Annotated in this window: 12 protein-coding genes; 7 read left to right on the top strand and 5 right to left on the bottom strand. The window is 61.3% G+C overall.

What is annotated here, in order from left to right; translation table 11 throughout:
- Positions 1 to 163 precede the first annotated feature (163 nt).
- The 5 genes from ACIBZJ_RS16690 to ACIBZJ_RS16670 all read left to right on the top strand — a co-directional run bounded on the left by ACIBZJ_RS16690 (position 164) and on the right by ACIBZJ_RS16670 (position 8,695).
- A complete protein-coding gene (locus tag ACIBZJ_RS16690; protein WP_395930317.1) occupies positions 164 to 2,374 on the top strand; it encodes a DEAD/DEAH box helicase family protein in 2,211 nt (736 codons plus the stop codon).
- A gap of 187 nt (positions 2,375 to 2,561) precedes the next feature.
- Positions 2,562 to 4,625 carry an AAA family ATPase gene (locus tag ACIBZJ_RS16685; protein ID WP_395930315.1) on the top strand — a complete coding sequence of 688 codons (2,064 nt, stop codon included), beginning with the start codon at positions 2,562 to 2,564 and terminating at the stop codon, positions 4,623 to 4,625.
- Positions 4,594 to 5,097: a DNA phosphorothioation-associated protein 4 gene (locus tag ACIBZJ_RS16680; RefSeq protein WP_395930313.1), complete on the top strand. Its 504-nt coding sequence runs from the start codon at positions 4,594 to 4,596 to the stop codon at positions 5,095 to 5,097. Before ACIBZJ_RS16685 ends, ACIBZJ_RS16680 begins: the two co-directional genes overlap by 32 nt.
- 926 nt (positions 5,098 to 6,023) lie before the next feature.
- Positions 6,024 to 7,736 carry a hypothetical protein gene (locus ACIBZJ_RS16675; protein WP_395930311.1) on the top strand — a complete coding sequence of 571 codons (1,713 nt, stop codon included), beginning with the start codon at positions 6,024 to 6,026 and terminating at the stop codon, positions 7,734 to 7,736.
- Positions 7,737 to 7,741: 5 nt separating this feature from the next.
- Positions 7,742 to 8,695, top strand: a complete 954-nt coding sequence (locus ACIBZJ_RS16670; RefSeq protein WP_395930309.1) for an HNH endonuclease — start codon at positions 7,742 to 7,744, stop codon at positions 8,693 to 8,695.
- 639 nt (positions 8,696 to 9,334) lie between these two features.
- On the opposite strand, the gene dndE is transcribed toward ACIBZJ_RS16670, so the two are convergent.
- Genes dndE through dndB form a run of 4 tightly spaced genes read right to left on the bottom strand, consistent with a single transcriptional unit; the run spans position 9,335 to position 14,460 of the window.
- On the bottom strand, positions 9,335 to 9,757 hold the full coding sequence (gene dndE, locus ACIBZJ_RS16665) for a DNA sulfur modification protein DndE (protein ID WP_395930307.1): 423 nt from the start codon (positions 9,755 to 9,757) through the stop codon (positions 9,335 to 9,337).
- Positions 9,754 to 11,757, bottom strand: a complete 2,004-nt coding sequence (gene dndD, locus ACIBZJ_RS16660) for a DNA sulfur modification protein DndD (protein ID WP_395930305.1) — start codon at positions 11,755 to 11,757, stop codon at positions 9,754 to 9,756. The genes dndE and dndD overlap by 4 nt, the downstream gene beginning before the upstream one ends.
- A 7-nt stretch (positions 11,758 to 11,764) precedes the next feature.
- Entirely contained in the window at positions 11,765 to 13,321 is a 1,557-nt protein-coding gene (gene dndC, locus ACIBZJ_RS16655; protein ID WP_395930303.1) for a DNA phosphorothioation system sulfurtransferase DndC, read from the bottom strand.
- Entirely contained in the window at positions 13,318 to 14,460 is a 1,143-nt protein-coding gene (gene dndB, locus ACIBZJ_RS16650) for a DNA sulfur modification protein DndB (RefSeq protein WP_395930301.1), read from the bottom strand. The genes dndC and dndB overlap by 4 nt, the downstream gene beginning before the upstream one ends.
- A gap of 149 nt (positions 14,461 to 14,609) precedes the next feature.
- On the opposite strand from dndB, the gene dndA reads away from it, so the two are divergent.
- Positions 14,610 to 15,746, top strand: coding sequence for a cysteine desulfurase DndA (dndA, locus tag ACIBZJ_RS16645; protein ID WP_395930300.1), 1,137 nt, complete (start codon positions 14,610 to 14,612; stop codon positions 15,744 to 15,746).
- 14 nt (positions 15,747 to 15,760) lie between these two features.
- Positions 15,761 to 17,170, top strand: coding sequence for a DNA phosphorothioation-associated putative methyltransferase (locus ACIBZJ_RS16640; protein WP_395930298.1), 1,410 nt, complete (start codon positions 15,761 to 15,763; stop codon positions 17,168 to 17,170).
- On the opposite strand, the gene ACIBZJ_RS16635 is transcribed toward ACIBZJ_RS16640, so the two are convergent.
- On the bottom strand, positions 17,128 to 18,030 hold the full coding sequence (locus tag ACIBZJ_RS16635) for a thiopeptide-type bacteriocin biosynthesis protein (protein ID WP_395930297.1): 903 nt from the start codon (positions 18,028 to 18,030) through the stop codon (positions 17,128 to 17,130). The genes ACIBZJ_RS16640 and ACIBZJ_RS16635 overlap by 43 nt on opposite strands.
- Positions 18,031 to 18,034: the final 4 nt, after the last annotated feature.

Below are 18,034 nucleotides of genomic sequence, written 5' to 3'. Positions count from 1 at the left end.
GCGAGGTCGTGCGAGGGCTCCCGCTGGCGGGCCGATCAGCAACGGCTCTTCTGATGCGGTCGACGGGCGGCGTGAGACATCGGCATCATTGCATCCACCAGCTAGGAGAGCACATCCTCGGCGTAGCACACCATGTCTTTGGAGCCGCCCTCAGTGCCGCCAGATGGACCAATCTCCGACCCAGACGCGTGGTTCCATCCCGTACGCTGCATCACAAGGCCGTGGGCAGCAGCGGATCGAAATGGGAGAAGCGTTGATCGCCACGTTGCGGGAGAGTGGAATTGCCGACCACTACCGAAGTGACACCGATGACATCGTGGCGGACTTCTTCGAACCCTGCATGAGCGCCGCTGCACGGTACGACAGAGCAGTCGGGTACTTCACGAGCACGAGCCTTGCGTTGGCATCAAGTGGCGTTGAAAGGCTGATACGAAACGATGGGCGTATCCGCCTAGTCGCTAGCCCTAAACTCACCGAAGATGACATCGAGCAGATAGAGCTCGGATACGAGTACCGCACAATTATCGACCGCGCGCTAATGCGAGAAATTGATGCTGGCGTTGAGGAATCACCCATACTGCTGCAACGACTGGGCCTTTTGGGGAAGCTCATTGGTCAAGGTGTGCTTGACATTCGCATCGCGGTTGTACGGCGAGGGGACAGGCTAGCGCTGTATCACGAGAAGATTGGAATCTTTACCGATCAGTCTGGCGACCAAATCGCATTTAATGGGTCATCAAACGAAACCGCAAGCGCATTCATAGACAATTTTGAGTCTGTTGAAGTGTTCCGTAGCTGGAATACGGCTGATTCCGGCCGTGTGAAACGGCTCGCTCGAAACTTTGATCAAATTTGGAAAGGTCAGACACCAAAGCTGGAGGTTTTCGAGTTTTTTGAACTGGGTAAAGAGCGGCTGCTGGAATTAGCGCGAAAGGCGAGCGCTAGCACAGAGGACTCCTATCCGACCCCAGATAGCGGGATAATCATAGGTGCCGCTGGGGGATCTTTCCGCCTTCCTCAAATCGCTCAACGTCTTAAGCTACGGGAGTATCAGCGGGAAGCCATTCGCGCGTGGTTCGCAGCTAACGGGCGTGGGATCTTCGAAATGGCGACCGGAACTGGGAAAACCATCACTGCACTTTCAGCAATCACCAAACTGGCAGAGATTTATGATAAGCAGGACCGGCCCTTGCTCGCTGTGGTCGTCGCTCCGCAGCTGCACCTCGTCGATCAATGGGCGAGAGAAGCACGGTCATTTGGCGTTCGGCCGTTGTGTTGTTACGACGATGCCAAAACGTGGATCGACAGCGCCCACGCGTTGACGTCCGGCCTAGCGGCCCGAACTAACGGCTTTGCAATGATGATCACTACGAACGTTACCCTGGGCAAACCGGCCTTTCAACAGGTCCTTCAGCAATATCAAAGCCCTTTCGTGTTCGTAGCCGATGAGGCGCATAATCTAGGAGCAGCTTCCGCGCTAAGCTCACTTCCTTCAGCTGCGCCACACCGGCTAGCTTTGTCTGCAACACCGGAGCGTTGGTTCGATCCCATCGGAACGGAGGCGCTGCGTAACTACTTTGGTCCCACGCTAATCACTCTTGGTCTTCAGAAAGCAATCAGTATCGGTGCACTTTGCGAGTACGACTATAGGCCGGTGCCTGTAGAGCTCAACGCCGACGAGAGTCGCCTATACGCGGCCTTGAGTCAGCGGATAGGCCGGCTATTGGGGGCCGAGGATTCTGACCCTGATTCGGAAAACTCGGAACTAGCAATGCTCTTGCTCCGGCGGGCTCAGCTACTTTCTCATACGCGGGGCAAGTTGCCGTCGCTCGCAGCCGAGGTCGAGAAGCGACGAGACTCGAGCTGGCAGTTGGTCTACTGCGCAGAGGGTGTTGCTCCGCAAGCCGATAGTGGCGATGAGCGACAAGCCGACCAGGTTATGCGACTACTCGGCCGAGATCTCAACATTCCATGTCACCCGTATACCTCAACTGAAAGTCGACCGGAAAGACAGAGGATCCTCGAGCGTTTCCGGTCTGCCGACCTTCGAGCGCTGGTTTCAATGCGCTGCCTCGACGAAGGTGTTGACATACCCGACGCTCGCGTGGCCTACATGCTTGGCAGCAGTTCGAATCCTCGTCAGTTCATTCAAAGGCGGGGCCGAATTCTCAGGAAGGCGGAGGGCAAGGAGGTCGCTGAAATAGTCGACTTCATCGCCGTGCCCACTGGAGAGATTGACATCGGGCTCGAGCGGCGTCTGTTGCGCCGCGAGATTGCGCGGTTTTCGGAATTCGCCTCATGCGCACGCAATTCGGGCGAAGCGCTTGCAACGATGCGTCCGATTCGGACCGCCTATGGACTAATGGACATGTGAGGACGAAATCGTTGACTGACGTCAAAACAGAGCGGGAAGCCGTGGCGGAGATCTATGCGGATCAGGACGAGACTGTGAAGCAGGTGATCAGAGAAGTGCTGAGTATCGAGCGGAGTCGTCTCCACCTTCGCCGACAGGATAAGGGAACTGTAGACCTCCTGGTGAACGCCGTGCGAGGGATCGTGCAGTGAAACTACTTTCGCTCGAACTTGAGAACTTCCGCCAATTCGTTGGCAGCCAGCGGATCGACTTTGCTCTGGGGGGCGACGAGGGCAACGTTACGCTAATCTATGGCGCCAATGGCGCAGGGAAAACCACTCTCCTAAACGTATTTACATGGCTTTTCTACGGAACGCTCGGTTCTGATGTCGAACAACAAGAGCGCCTTATCACAGATGCGATCTGGGAGCAGGCTGACATCGGGGATGATGTTACCTGCAGCGCGACACTGATTTTTGAGCATGATGGAACCCAATATCGCCTTCGTCGTTCAATCAGCACCCGAAAAGGCGGGCCGCGGCAACAAACACGGCAACCAGACGTGATGCTTACAGCGTCGGCGGACGACGGCGTCTGGAAGAACATTGAGTCCTATACAGACATTTTAGATCAGGTTCTACCCGAGCGCCTGGCGCAATTTTTCTTCTTCAATGGTGAGCGTATTGAGCACCTGGTGCAGCGGGAGGCATTCGAAGATATCCAGGCGGCGATTAAAACGCTGCTTGGGCTTGAGCAATACGAACGTGCATTGCAACATCTACCGCTGGTGGAAAAAGCATTCTCGACTGAGCTGCGAAAACTTGGAAACTCGCCCGCAGGTAAGCTAGTTGCTGAGTTGGAGGCGGAGAAGGAGAAGCGCGAGCGGCTGCTAGCAGAGCAGAAGCGGCTGCGCGGCGAAGTCGCGCACCTAAAGGATGAGGTCGAGACCCTAGATCAACTACTCCGGCAGCACGAAGCTACCGCACAGCTGCAGGCCCGACGTGATGAGCAACGCCGAGCACTTGATGAAGCCGACCAGCGGCTCCGAGATGCACGTAAAGCCCGAACAGATATCCTGACCCGTAGGTCGTACCGCGTGTGGCTCGCCGACCTCTTGCCTGAGGTCGAGAACCTTCACACCAATCTACATGAACGTGGCGAACTGCCGGCGCCACTGAAGCGCCAATTCGTCGACGAGAGATTGCAGTCCGGTATATGTATTTGTGGAACACCACTGCGGCGTGGTGAAGAGCCCTATGCGCATGTAGAGCAGTGGCGACAGAAGGCTGGTCTCGCCGAAGTGGAGGGCATTTGGCAGGAGATGCGAGGGCAGGCTAAAAACCTCGCTGAGGATGCCGGTGATGTCGTAGCGAGCCTGCAGAGATTCAGCTCAGAAATTGCTGCGGCTAGTGAGGCTCATCGGCAGGCAGAAGACTCCCTTAACGAGATCGCTGCGCAACTCCAAAAGGTGGGCCCGGAGGACGCGCAGAATCTTGAATTGCGACGGAATGACGCCAGGGCCAAGATTCAGGATCATGAATTTCGCCTACGGGATATCGACAAAGAGCTGGAAGCAGTTTCTGTCGAGATCAAACGCTTGGAAGATGCCTTAAAGAAGGCACACAGTGAGAATGCTAAAGTAGAGGCACTGCGGCGTCGCGTCGCGATAACGGGCGAAGCTGCGAGAGCTATCAAATTGATGCTAGACACTGCGAGTGAGAGCGTGCGTAAGCGTCTAGATAGTCGAGTGCGGAGCGTGCATTCTAAGATTACGATTAAACCGTTCATGCCCGAATTGAATCCTGCTTTTGAGCTTCGCTTATGGCGAGGCGAGGGTCCGGATAGGCTTTTGGCGCCTAAGTCCACGGGCGAGAACCAGCTGCTCAGCCTCTCCTTTGTGGGCGCACTTGCCCAGGTTTGCAAAGAGCAGGCAGAGCGTGCCGGGGAGGCTCAATTGCTTGGCCGGATTGGGGGGCTGTACCCGATTGTTATGGATGCAGCTTTCGGTAATCTCGACAATAATTATCGAGAAGCCATTGCACGCGCCCTCCCGGGCATGACGTCCCAGGTGGTCGTACTGACTAGCAAGAGTCAAGCTGAAGGGATCGTTGCCCGTGAACTCGCGCCGCATGTTGGCGCCGAGCATGTGATCTGCGTTCACACCACAAAGCCTGACGCTCTGAGAGAGTCGATTACTGTGGCAGGGCAGGAGTGGGATTACGTGATCCCTGCTTCCGACTATGACTCGGCCCAGCTTCGGAAGGTCGGCTGAAATGCAAGAACAACGAGTGCGGCGACCGTCGGATAAGGATGAGCTGATCACCCGCCTAGCAGGCGAATCGCCCGAGGCCCCCTTCTCGTCAATGAGGGATCTATTCGTCTTTGCTGCTGCTCTTGGGAAGGCGGAGGGTAAGTGCGTTCCGCTTATTGGGGCGTCTGGGGACCCGATACGTCTCGAACTCTTTCAGCGAGAAAGTGGCCATGAGCTACTTATCCAAGTGGTGTCCGTGCTAGAAGAAGCTGACGACTTGGAGATTCTCAGAGATGAGCGGGTTGGAGACCGCGTTGCAATTTTCGAGCGCTATATTAATGGTGGACTCGAAATCATCCAGGCTCATCTGAATGCTAATCGCCTAGCGAGGATGGATGACGCACTATATTCTTTGGTTGGCTGGCATATAGACAAACAACGGGGAAAAAGCGGAGTCGATCTATCCCGCTTCGCTGATGAGCTCGGTCTGTAGCACATTGCCCGTCGGCAGGGAGCTGATTTGAGGTGGCCAGGAGGAGGGTCTGGACGGCGTTGATCAACGGTCCGGCCTGGTTTGGGCTGGAGCGGCTCTTTCGGAGGACCCTCCAGTTCTTCAGCTCCGCGTTGACGCGTTCCGTCGGGTCTGCGGAGCCGGACCTGACGAACGCCCGAATGCCCAACCTCAAGAGCTGGAAGATGCTCCGGAGGATCCGGTCGAGCCCCAACCACGCCTTTCAACTGGTCCACGCCGCCCAGGCCCTCATCCTCGGCTGCTGAAGCCAACAGAAATATGCTCACTGGTTGCCAGGATGTCGACAGCGTGTCATTCCACAGTTCAGCGGACTTCAGCTTCCGATCGCGGGCCCAGCTGGCCGCCAGCAAGCGGCAGCCGAGCGAGGCAAGCGGGTTGAGTCATCCACTTGTACTACTGAGTGACGCGAGCAGCACGATTTGAGTGGCCCCGGTGCCGCTCGGAGTGTCAGAAGCCCTAGTTCTCCGGCTGCCGTCGGTCATGCAACGGAGCGATGCCAGGGCCGTCCAAACGCCCCGCCTTCACACACGTGGCGAAACGCGGGAAGGCCCAAAACAAGACCTGAAGGATACTCCGGAAGATCGGTCGGGCTCCAGCCACGCGCACGGCTGACCAGCGCACTCCCGGCTCTCACCCTCGCCGGCTGGACCCAGTTAGAAACGATGGCACTGCCTGCCAGCGAGGAGTTCGACAAGACCAGTGCATTCGACCGGGCCGACCTGTCCTATGTGGCCTGCGGTCGGTCTCTGGTTGCTCGGATGGTTGACTACGTGTCGTTGTGGCTATACGGGTCGCCCGCCGACCGCCTTGATGAGACGAAAGATTGGAATAACTGAGACCTATCCGGTACACCTAAGTCACCGACGGCTCGTCTCAAGGAGTGTTCAGTGTCGGAATTTCGCTACCCGGCCTACCGGATGTATCAGACCGACACCGGCAAACCGCTTGTCCTGTTCGCCGCGCCTGCTGCCGACATCGAGCACTGGGCGGGTGTGCCGCAGCGAAAGAGGCTCGACGAGCGGGAGACGCTCGGGTTCCAGCGGGAAGGAAAGCCCGAACGTGTACGAGAGATCGCCTCGTTCTTCAGGGATCCTCGGAATGTCGTGCAGAACCCGCTGCTCGCCGCGTTGCAGGACTCCAAGGCTGTCCAGTTCATCCCGTTTGACAATGAGAGCCCTTTTGGGGAGCTTATTATTGATGCTTCCGGGCTGGAGTCACTCCCGCTCGTGGAGCTGTTGCGTCGTCTCGCGGATTTGCTGCGTCACAGGGTGCCATCGCTAGGCGACTACGAGGTTCCCGGCAGCGAGGTCGATCGACTCCTCTCCCAGGTTCAGACGACGTACACCGCGGAGGACGTGCTGCCAGACGAGTCCGACGATGACGTCGAGGCCGACCAAGCCGCACCCGAGTCGGAGGCCCAGGATCCAGACGAGATCGGCGAAGCGGAACTCGGCGCAGTCCTGTTGTCCGAAGAGACCAACATCGTCGAGTTCTATACTGAAGTGCAGGCCCGTGTTCAGGCGCTCGACCGCATCTCGAACTGGAGCCGGCAGGAGTTCCTCGGATTCACGCGGGAGGCGGTTCTCGCATACCTCTTGCCAGTGGTCCTTGTCGACGGCCAGCATCGCCTCCGCGGCGCCGTGCAGGCAGCTGAAGGCGAAATGCAGGATGAACAAAACCGAGGAGAAATTTACGAACGGATTGGACGCGGCGGGTCGCCGGAAGACGTTCAGCACGAAGGCCTGAGCAATTTTTCCCGCCGGCTACCGGTATCGCTGCTGATGAACGAGAGCCCAAGCGAACACGTGTTCCAGTTCGTAGTAGTGAACCAGAAGGCAACCCCAATGCCCTCCGCTCTCCTGGGCACAATCGTCGCCACCAGCCTCGGAGTAGACGAATTGGAACCCGTTGCGCAGCGGTTGCGTAATGCTGGAATCAATCTTGACGACTCCCGAGCCATCGCATATCTAACGAGGGCGCCCGAGAGTCCGTTCTATGGCCTAGTTCAGACTGGGATGACTAGCGACAGGAATGGACAACTCCAATGGACCGTCTTCCAAGGTCTCGTGAGGATCTTCCGTGAATTCTCAGGAGGTCGTCTGTACGGTCAGAAGAATGACTACGCGGCCATCTGGGCAAAGAAGTGCCTGCCGAGTTCCAGCTATGTGTCCGATGTCCAGGGCCTAACTGAAATGAAGAAGATCTGGGGTGAGCCAGCCGGTCCCTGGCGTGATATCTTTATTCGTTTTTTCGCCGAAATCCGAACCTTCTTCGGGGATCCTGATGATATGGGTGCGCACAATGCGTGGGGCAGCACGCGGAGCAATCTCTTCAATAAGATTAGCCTGACCATACTTGCGGCCGACTATTTCGAGTTCTTGTCCGGACGTGAGGAAACGCTGAGTTCGGCCGAGGACGTGACCCAGACTGTTGGCTTGTGGCTCAAGGATGTCAACCCTCAATACTTCGCTCGCGATTGGAGGCTCACGCGAGAAAAGAAGGACTCAACCAAAATTAGGACCAAGTGGGCGTCGCTCTGGTTCGAGTACCGCAGAAATCCCACGAGGCTGCCCTCGCCAGGCGAGTACACCAAGGTGTAGCTAGCGTGCGCGCCGAGGAATTGATCGACTTCTTTGAAACTTTCTCGACCACCAGTCACCATAGGTGGTCGCAGGTCGACATGCACGAACTGGCTCGCCTGAGGGTGCCAAAAGACGTTCTCGGTCAGCAGGAGTGGCTACTTAGAGCCGACGCGACCATCGCGCACGCCCATTGGTTCCTGCAGGGCCTAGTTGACCCAGCGGCCTTCGCACGCGATGAAAGTCTTGGGCTCGCACACCTCGCAGCCAAGATTCGCGACGGCATTCGGCTGCTCGACAGCCGAATGCCCAAGGATGAACTGATTCGTGTGATTGCAGCGTTGAGCAATGTTGCCTGGGAAGAAATAGAAAAGCGACGCATCCGTAAACGGGCTACTATGAGCCTGCGGATCAAGAAGGACCTCTGGTATGCGGCGGAGCCCGATCCGAGGTGCTACCTATGCGGATATAAGTTCACAGGTCTCGCCATGGCCCAATTCTTCGATTCGACCAAGCCGTCACCATTGCTTCCCCCGCTAGTCGACTTCACCCGACCACGCGTCAAAGTGCGGCATGTCAGGATCGAAATCGACCACGTCCAGCCGTTGGCGGGGGGCGGCGCGAATGAACTAGACAACCTCAGGCTCGCGTGTGGTTTGTGTAACTCCATTAAGAACCGATACACCAGCTTGTACGACACCTTCTCCTGGCCGACGGGGGCCCTGCGCCACCCGAGCCTTGGCTGGGTCACGATGCCTCAACCGCTGTGGTTGTTGCGACTTATCAGCCTGCGTGGGCGGTGCGAGGACCTAAGCGGATGTCCGGCAACCGTAAGATCCCACGAACTCTATGCGGCCCCATTCGTGGAAGCGGGAACTCTCAACCCCGTCAACATCAAGATCTGCTGCCGAGACCATGATCCATGGTCAGCGACGCGACTTGTGTGGCCCGGACTGCTGACAGCAAAGACCCGTGCGTGACCCGCCGGGACAGACTGGCCTCTGCGGCGGACCGCCGTAATGGCCCAGCCTTGACACAGTGTGTGAGGTAGCACTCAACCCCGTTGGGTGGCCGGTCCCGGACGTTTGAGCGTTCTCCTTGCTGATCGAGCCATTCCCAACCTCTGTCCACACAGGTCGGAGCGGCGTGATGGCGTAGAAGGAGTCCCTGGTAGAAGGTGTGATTGCCTAGCAAGAAGTCCGTCGGTCGGACCGCTTACATTAGTGAGCCTTTTTCAACCTCTTCCACTGAGGTCAGGGCGGGGGGTGACGAGACACCACACCAGGGGCTCCGGGTGCCTACATCTACCACCAGCATCCCTTCGTCCGGGACGTGCACGAAGTGGTGAAGGAGCACACGGTGAAGGATCCGACCGGCTTGGATGCCAACGAACCCCGGCGGTTGCTTGATGAAGGTGGACGTCGCCTTCGACGTGCTGCTGACCGCCTACGCCAAGGCGGAGAAACGTGCACGTCGACCCGGATGCCGCCTACGGCGCGCTCCGCTCGTACTGGGGAGTCAACGCGGCTGCGATGATCAAGGAAGAGATCGCGGACTTGTGACCTGCGGTCGGGCGGGGCGGATCGAACGCCGTCCCCACCCGACCGGGGTGCGAGGCGTCAGCCGACGAGCGCCACCAGGTCCGGGGTGTCGCGCATGTTGGCGTCGCCGACAAGGTATTGCGTCCCGCGGACGATATGGGCGCGCAGCTGTCCGTTCAGAGTGTGCTCGTCGAGGGGAAGCCCCAGCTCCTTGGTGCGTTGCTTGACCAGCCACCAGTAGATGTCGCCGGCCGGCCCGGCGAACGTCTTCCAGGTCATCTCGACCGCGGTGTCCCCCCCGGACGGCACGGCTGCCGGGGCGGTGGGCTCCGCGAGCGATCGGCACAGCGCCCAGCGGCACAGCACGTTCCAGTTCATCACGCCGGTGCGCCGTTTCATGGTGATCAGTTGCTCGCGGACGTCGGTGCCGATGCGAACGGATTCCGGTGGCGCGATCGGCTGATCGCCCGGTCCCGACGACTGCTTCCCGTGGCTGGTCACGCTGACACTCCTCGTGCGTCCGGGCGGGTGAAGTAGCCGTGGGTGGCGCGTGTCGCCCGTGTGGCCTGGTCGTGCTCGAGGCGGATGGTGTGGCTGACTGAGCCATCGAGCGTGTCGAGGATGTCCGGGGTGATTTCGGTGTCGGTCGACAGCACGATGACCTGGTGGCTGGCGTTGGGCAGGTAACTCTGAACGAATCGGAGGCGATGGTCGCTGTCGAGCCGTCCGAGCGGGGTGTCGATGATGACCGGCAGCATGCGGCCGGAGGCTCGCGCGAGACCGGCCAGTAGTGCGACGGCGAGTAGTTGCCGTTCGCCGGCGGAGAGCGTGCGCGGGCGGACCGGGCGACCGTCGTAGGTCAGCAACTCCATCATGCAGGTGTCCGGGTCGATGATCACCTCATGCACGAGGTTGTCCTTGCGTAGCAGCAACTGCAGGGACTCAAGGACCATTGACTGGATGCGCTTGACGTGCCGCTCGGTCGCCTTAGCGCGCAGGGCGGACAGCGTGTTGCGGGCTCTGCCAGCGTGCTCGACGATGCGGCGGAGCCGCTCGGTCTTGATCCGCTCCTCGGACGCCGCCTCCAGCTCGCGGCGGAACGTCCGGTCGGCGGCCTGGATCGCCGACCGCGTTGCCTCGAGCTCTTTGTGGAGGGCGTCGATGCGGGCCCGGAGGCTAGCGACGGCTTCCCTGGATTTCTCGTACTCCGCGACGAGCGTTTCGCCGATGTCGGAATCGGGGATGGCAGCGGCCGTGCGTTCGGCCGCATCTAGTGCCCCGCGCGCATTTTCGAGGGCAACCACGCGTTGCTGCAGGTCCTCACGGACGGACGTCAGCTCGGTGTCCAGCAGTTGCTGCGCGAGCGCCAACGTGGTGTCGTCCGGACCGAGTATCCGCTCGACTTCGGCGTTGCCTGCCCGCACGGCGCGGTCCTCGGTGAGGAACTGCTCGACTGCCGCCTGAAGTTTCGCGCTACCGCGATTGGTTCGTAGGTGCTCGAGCAGCGCGTGGTCGCGTTCGACCAGAAGATGGGTGAGCGTCTGATTGGTTGCCCATTCCCGTTCGGCGGAAGCCTGCGCGGTGGCTGTGGCAAGGAGTTCCGGTACGAGCAGCAGCGGGCCGTAGCCGCCGAGGGCTTCGATCAGGTCCCGCCGGCTGGCCTTTGCGTCGGCACGGGCTGCCTCGAGCTTGGCGGTGATCTGCTCTCGTTCTTGGAACTGCGACATGCCTTCACGTTGCAAGCGGTTCCGTGCGTCGGTGGCATCGCGTTCAGCCAGGTGTCGCTCGCGCTCGGCGACCTCAATGTTCTGTATGAGATCGATCTCGGAGCTGCGGAGCCGTTGCAGGTCCTGCTGCAGTGCCGCGATCGCTGTTTGGTCTTCCTGGTCGGCGGCGTCCTGCCGGTGCCGGCGTGTGAGCACGGCGAGGTCGTCTTGCAGCCGGTCGACGAGATCGAGACCGAGTAGGCCGCTGACGGCGGTGCGGACCAGTTCCTGGGATACGTCGGATTCGGCGAAGGCTTCGATCTGTTCGCCGTCGAAAAAGAACAGGTTGGCGACCCCGCGGGGGACGAGCGTTTCGACGTGGTCGGACCAGCCTTCGGAGAGGATCTGGTCGGGGTAGCCGTCGCGGCTGACTTCGACCCGCTCCCGAAGCTTGCCGCCGGCGATGTTCCAGCGGCGGACGAGCTGGAACTCCTGCCATGCGCCGTCATGCACGGCACGGAACAGCAGCTCGACAGATGCGCCGTCCGCCGGGTCGGCGGCGTCGTGGATCAGCTGCGCGAGGTACTTCTCGTAGCTCGTTGCCCGCCGGGTGCTTCCTGGGGTCAGCGTCCCGTAAAGCACCAGCAGTAGCGCTTCGAGCACTGTGGTTTTCCCGGCGCCGTTGAGGCCGCCGAACAGCACGATCGGGTGGTCGGGCTCCTTGGGGGCTAGCCGCATCGACTGCCGGCCGGCGAAGGGGCCGACGTTGGTCAGGACCAGTTCTTGGAAGATCATTCCTCGCCTAGCGGAAGTCGTCGAACACTGCGGCAGGGGTGCCGGTGGTTTCGTCAGCGGGCGCGTCGAGCGCAGGTTGGATGATGCCGCTGGCAAGGTCGACGTCGTCGATGGCCTGCCGGGTCGCTTTCTGCCGGCGGGCGTAGTTGACCGCGTCTTCCTTGTCGTCGTAGAAGCCCTTCGCGAGGGCCTTCTCTAGCGCCGGGAACAGTCCTGCTCGGCGGAGCTGGTTGCGGTGGCGCCGTTCGACGTCGAGCAACTCTCGGACGGTCTCGAAGTGCAGGCGGTCCTCGCCGCACAGCTCGGCGAGCAGCTCGACCTCGACGGCACCGAGCGGTAGCGCTTCGTCCAGGGCCTTGCCGGGATACGGCCGGCCTGTCGCCTCGGCGTAGACACGAGGCAGGCTGTCCTCGAACTCGTGCTTGTCGACCACCCAGATCCGGCGGATTTCCTCCAGCTCGGCGAGTGTGATCAGCTCGATGTCGGAAACCTCGGAGGGTCCGTTGCGGCGCACCTCCTCCTGGGCCTCGAGCAGGCGTCGCAACCAGCGCTGGCGTGAGGGCTGGGTGTAGGGACCGGGGATCGGGTCGTCGTGGAAGAGCTGCACCGTGCCGTTCATCCGGCGGAAGTCGCGCAGTTCACGGTCGTCGGCCAAATCGAGCTCGTTGCGCAACGCGAGCAGCGGCTCCATCCAGGCCTTCTCGGCGTCGTTGAGCACCATCGCGGTCATCGACTTGTCCTGGTCCACCAGGGTGCAGGTCCAGCAGCCGAAGCGGCTGTCGCCGCAGCTGGGCGTGGAGGAGTCGACGACGAGAGGACATTCGCTGTCGGGCGAGGCACCCTGGTACATCGTCAGCAGGTCCTTATTGGAGTACCCCCACGGGTTGTCCACCTGCATGAGGAACATCCACACCTCATCCGAGCTCCACGACTCGATGGGGGTGTAGATCAGTGAGTTGGGCAGATTGGCGTTCGGCGCGAGCCGTTCACGGACCCGCTTGGCCTCGTGCGTGGCCATCACCCGGGCACGGGTCGAGGACTCCTGCTTGCGCATGCCCAGGACGAGGATCGCCTCACCGTGGGCGCGGACCATCGAGCGGATGAAGGAGTTCGACGGCTTGATCTTCAAGCGTTCGGTGCACCACCGGAACTTCGGCCGCGGCGCCGGGTAACCCTTCCCAATCAGATTGACCCAAAAGGTGTCAGCCAACTCAGGCGTCAGCTTGTTCGGCGTCAGCGGCAGACCGAGCTCCTGTGCCTTCTTTCCCATCACCTCGAGGCTGCGGTTCACCCACGCAGACACCACTGGGTTCTCGACCAGAGTGTCCGTGGTGATGACGTGCACGGGTTTGGTCAGCTCATCGGCCGGCAGTTTCTGTAGGGCCAGCCAGATCAGCTGCAAGGTGGCAGTGGAGTCCTTACCGCCGGAGTAGCCCACCACCCAGGGAATGCCGTCGGCCTTGTATAGCTCGACGATTTCGTCCACCGCAGCCTGCACGGTCTTGGCAAGCCCGAGGTCGCCGAATGGACGGCGCCTCGGCGCCTGGACCATGACCTTGCTCATGCGTGTGCCTTCCGGTTGTCTTCGGCGTTCTGCTCGTCCAGCGTGAGCGGCATACCCAGATGAGTCCTGAGCGCCGCCGTAGTGAGCATGACGTTCGAGCGGTTCTTCGAGACCGTGCCGCCGACGATGGCGCGGCCTTCCCACAGCGCGGTGTTGGTCCGCGACCAGTCAAGCTTCGCCAACGGCGCAAGCCGCTGCTGCCAGCGCTTCACCGGGACCCCATCGAGCAACAGCGTGTTGCAGACCCGGCCAACCGCCGTCAGCACGATGCCATGCGTGTGGATGAAGTCCGCCCGGATCTCGCGCGCGTGGACCTCCCTGGCGCGGACCATCTCCCACTCCGGGAATTGCCGATCGAGCGCCCCCCACATCCCCATCGCCGTATCCACCATCTCCTGGTAACCATCCACGGCGGTGTCGGCGAACAACGCTCGATGGGCCCCGTGCACCGCAGAGAGGGTGAACATTTTGCGGGTTCCCTTGGGCAGGGATGAGGATTCCGTCTCGACGAAATTCCGCAAGACGGGCGACTGCGCGGCGACCGTACGGCTGACCGCAGCTAGTGGGTCTCGATGGTCATACAAAACTCCGATCGACGGCGAGGGACGCACCGCCCAGCGGTTGAGGTCGGCGAACATCTGCTGGCACCGCTCAAGGCCCTTGTCGAGGAAAAACACCACCGCGATGCTCTCGTCACCGAGCTCCGGGTTGGTCCGCAGCACCTGCTCGATCGCCGCCCGCCGATGCTGACCGTCGTTGATGATGAACCGCCCGTCCATCGGGATGCGCAGCGTGCCCAGGCCGGAGTTGAGTTCGCCTGCCTGCGCTGAGACGAACTGCACGGAGGCGTCGATTGACGCCGTAATCGCCGAGAACGTGTAGGAACCGGGGTTCTCTTCGAGGTAGCGGACGATCTCCGGGATCCGGCCCTTGTTCAACGTGCGCTGAGCGCGGAGCTCCGCAGGAAGATCGTCGTCGTCCCACACGAACAGCCGAGGAAGAAGCTTAAGCGGGCACATCGATACAAAATAGACACGCCCGGCTTGTACGCCGCGGATGGCAGGAAACGCGTATTCATACAAACCTGACATGGCGGGTGTCGTTGATACGCGCAGCTGGTCGTCGGCGTTCTCGACCACGGACGAGGGTTCCGCTTGAGCAGGCACGCCTTACGTTAAATTGAAGACGTAACAACGTCAACTTTGACACGGCGTTCGAGTGTTCGGCAGAGGCTACTCACGTGTAGAACCGTGTTCGATCGCCTTGATTCCTGTGGAAGGGCTCTTCGTTGACTGTCTACCTGGATGCGAACGCCACCACGCCGGTGGACAAGCGCGTCGCCGACCTCGTGTTGTCACACCTCACCGAGGAGTACGGCAACGCAGGCAGCCGCACGCATGAGATGGGACAAGCTGCTCAGAGCGCGGTGAGTCAGGCGCGCCGGCAGGTCGCCAAGGTAGTGAGCGCCGACCACGATGAGGTGATCTTCACCTCAGGCGCCACAGAAGCAAACAATCTCGCCATCCTCGGCCTCGCCTCGGAGGGTGATCGAACCGGCCGACGGCACATCGTCTCCACCGCGATCGAGCACAAGGCCGTACTCGAACCACTCGAACGTCTGGCTGACGCCGGCTTCGACATCGACCTGGTGTCTCCCGATCAGACGGGTCGAGTCTCAGCCGCGTCCATTGCCGACAAGATGCGTCCAGACACCCTGCTCGTCTCGCTCATGGCGGCGAACAACGAGACCGGGGTGACCCAGCCGGTCGCCGACCTGTGCAGGCTATTGGACGACCATCCCGCGTACGTGCATGTCGATGCCGCTCAAGCCTTCGGAAAGCTCGTCCCCGAGCTACGGAACCCACGCATCGACCTGATGTCCGTCTCCGGGCACAAGGTCTTCGCCCCTAAAGGCATCGGCGCCCTCATCACCCGCAAACGCGGCTTCCGGCGGCCGCCGCTCACCCCCCTGCAACTCGGCGGTGGCCAAGAACGAGGCCTGCGCCCCGGAACCTTGCCGGTCGCCCTCATCGCCGGCCTCGGGCTCGCCGCTGAACTCGCCGTCAGCGAGCACGCCGACCGGATCGATGCCTGCGTCCGCTACCGCGCCGAAGTCCTCGACGGACTAGCGCCACTCGCCCCCCGCCTCCACGGCGACCCTGCATTCGTCATGCCGCACGTCCTCAACCTGTCCTTCCCCGGTCTGGACTCCGAGGCCGTCATGGTGGCGTGGCGAGGACTCCTGGCCGTCTCCAACGGCTCCGCGTGTACCTCCGCCTCGTACGACCCGAGTCACGTGCTTACCGCCATGCACCTGTCCGACGACGAGATCCGCGGAGCGCTCCGGTTGTCCTGGACTCACCTGACCGAGTCGGTCGACTGGGCGGAGGCCGTTCAACGCCTGCAAGACCTTCTCCCGCTGTGACTCTCGCCCGAAGTGTGGCACGGGAGCGAACCGCAATTAGCCGAGACCGGCTGTCGGTCCCGGCGCGCCGCGCGGTCGACCACGGGCTGATCGACGCGACGTGCAGCGTGCTCGACTACGGATGCGGCCGGGGCGACGACCTGGCTCACTTCCAGGAGCTCGGGATCAGAGCGACCGGCTGGGACCCGCACTACCGCCCCCAGCCGCCACCGGCACACGCCGACGTCGTCCTCCTCACGTATGTTCTCAACACGATCGACGACCTGGACGAACGCAGGCACACACTGCAGGCCGCGCTCCGCCTCGCCCGTCGATGCCTGGTGGTCTCGACGCGTCTTCGCTGGGACGAGGTCACCGGCGACGACCACGCAGACGGGGTAATCACCAGCCGTAACACCTTCCAGGCGCTCCACCGGCCGCGCGAGTTCCGACTCTGGCTACAACACGTCACCGGAATCCGCCCGTTGAGCGGCGGACCCGAGACGGCCTACCTGTTCACCTCCGCGGAAGCGCGGATCGCCTTCGTCCATGGACAATTCGCCCGGACGGAGCAGGGCGACGCCACCGCAGGGATGCAGCCGCTCCAAAGGCTAGCCCGCCATCTGCAGCGCTACGGCAGGATGCCCACCACCGAGGAGCAGCCCAACCTCATCGAGAACCTCACCGCGAACTACGGGAGCACGACGCGCGCACGACGCGCCGCCGACCGGATCACCCCGCCCACGGCCACCGCGCTAGCAGCAAAACGCCGCACAGCCGACCTGGTCGTCGCGCTCGCCATGGACACCTTTCACGGTCGCCCCCGATTCAACGACCTGCCGGCCGAAGGTCGCGCCGACATCCGAGCGTTCTTCGGCAGCTACACCAAGGGCTACCGGACCGCCGAAACAGTCCTGAAGGCTGCCGGTCAACCAGACCAGATCCGACGCTCGATCACGTCGGCGAGAACCGGCAAGATCACGCCCACATCGCTCTACGTCCACGTCGACGCGTTGCGCCGCCTACCAGCCATCCTCCGAATTCTTGAAGCCTGCGCACAACTTCTCTCGGGTCGACCGGAAGCGGCCAACATCGTCCGATTGCGCCATGATATGCCCGTTGTGTCGTATCTTTACTACCCCGGTTTCGACTCTGACCCGCATCCCGAGCAAGAGAGTGCAACCCACGTTGATCTCGGTGGACTGCAAGTGAAGTACGTTAGTCATCAGAACTCCGAAGATCCGCCTATTTTGCATCGCCGGGAAGAGTTTGTTGCCGACAATCACCCCCGGCGAGCCGACTGGGTTCGTCAAACAGCCCGCGAGGTCTCCACGGGAGCCTTTGATCACCCTCACTTGATCGGCAGCCGCTCTGGCTGGCAGAAGGTATTGACTCAGATCAGTCACCCACTTGTCGCTCCCGATCTCGCCGACAAGTCCAAGTAGGGTGCGGGGAAGGGGTGCATGCCAATATCACTCGGAAATACCGCTGATCGAGCAGCTGCACATATCAGCGCCTGTTGCTTGGCGGTCAGGCCGAGGCGATTCCAGTGGAAGATGAACTGATGGCCAAGGACGCGACGAAGTCCGCGGCTGAGTTCGCCCTGTTGGGCGTGCCGCATGAATGCGCGCCCCGTATGAACAAAGTCGGACAGCCACGATGCGAGGGACGCGATCGATTCGGCGGCAGTGGCACTAATGGCTGGGCCAGCGATCATGAGTCGTCTTATTTGTTCTACAAGCCGGACTAGGAATCTCGAATCGAGTGTCTTATCCAGCGGACGGTCCTCATCCGCGACTCGTGCCCAGATGTCGCCCTGCTCGTACCAATCGAGCGAGGCGGCCTGCAGCATCGCCGAAAGTAGCAAGATGGAAATCTCGCGACGTCGGTCGGGCTTCCCGGTGGTCTCTAAGCTGGCCAGATAGGCTACGACGTTCCGGCTGTCGGCGTGCCAGAGTTGGTGAGTGACGTCCATGCCAACCCGTCCGCCAAACACGTAGGTCTCCGGTTCGTAGGACACGCCACGAGGGTCGGCTAGGTCGTTAGGGCGGCGCAGGTCGGCCAGACCGCCGAGGATGGCGGCGTGAGCGTGGTCGGCAACGCTGAGGTCGGCTGGACGGAAGCGCACTCGCCACTGGCCTTTCCGGATGAAGAACCAGGAGTCGATCAGACCATCAGCCTCGGCGCTCCCCATGACGGACTGGAGCCCCGTGGCACCGGTGAGCTCATCGGGCACTCGCAGGTTGATTTGGTGCCAGGGCGATGGGGACGCCGGATGGATTGTCAGGTCGTCGATATCGCGCATCGGA

Source organism: Cryptosporangium sp. NPDC051539 (assembly GCF_044454545.1).
GTDB lineage: Bacteria > Actinomycetota > Actinomycetes > Mycobacteriales > Cryptosporangiaceae > Cryptosporangium.
The sequence above is the reverse complement of the archived record's forward strand: the minus strand, read 5'-3'. Positions and strand labels throughout refer to the sequence as shown.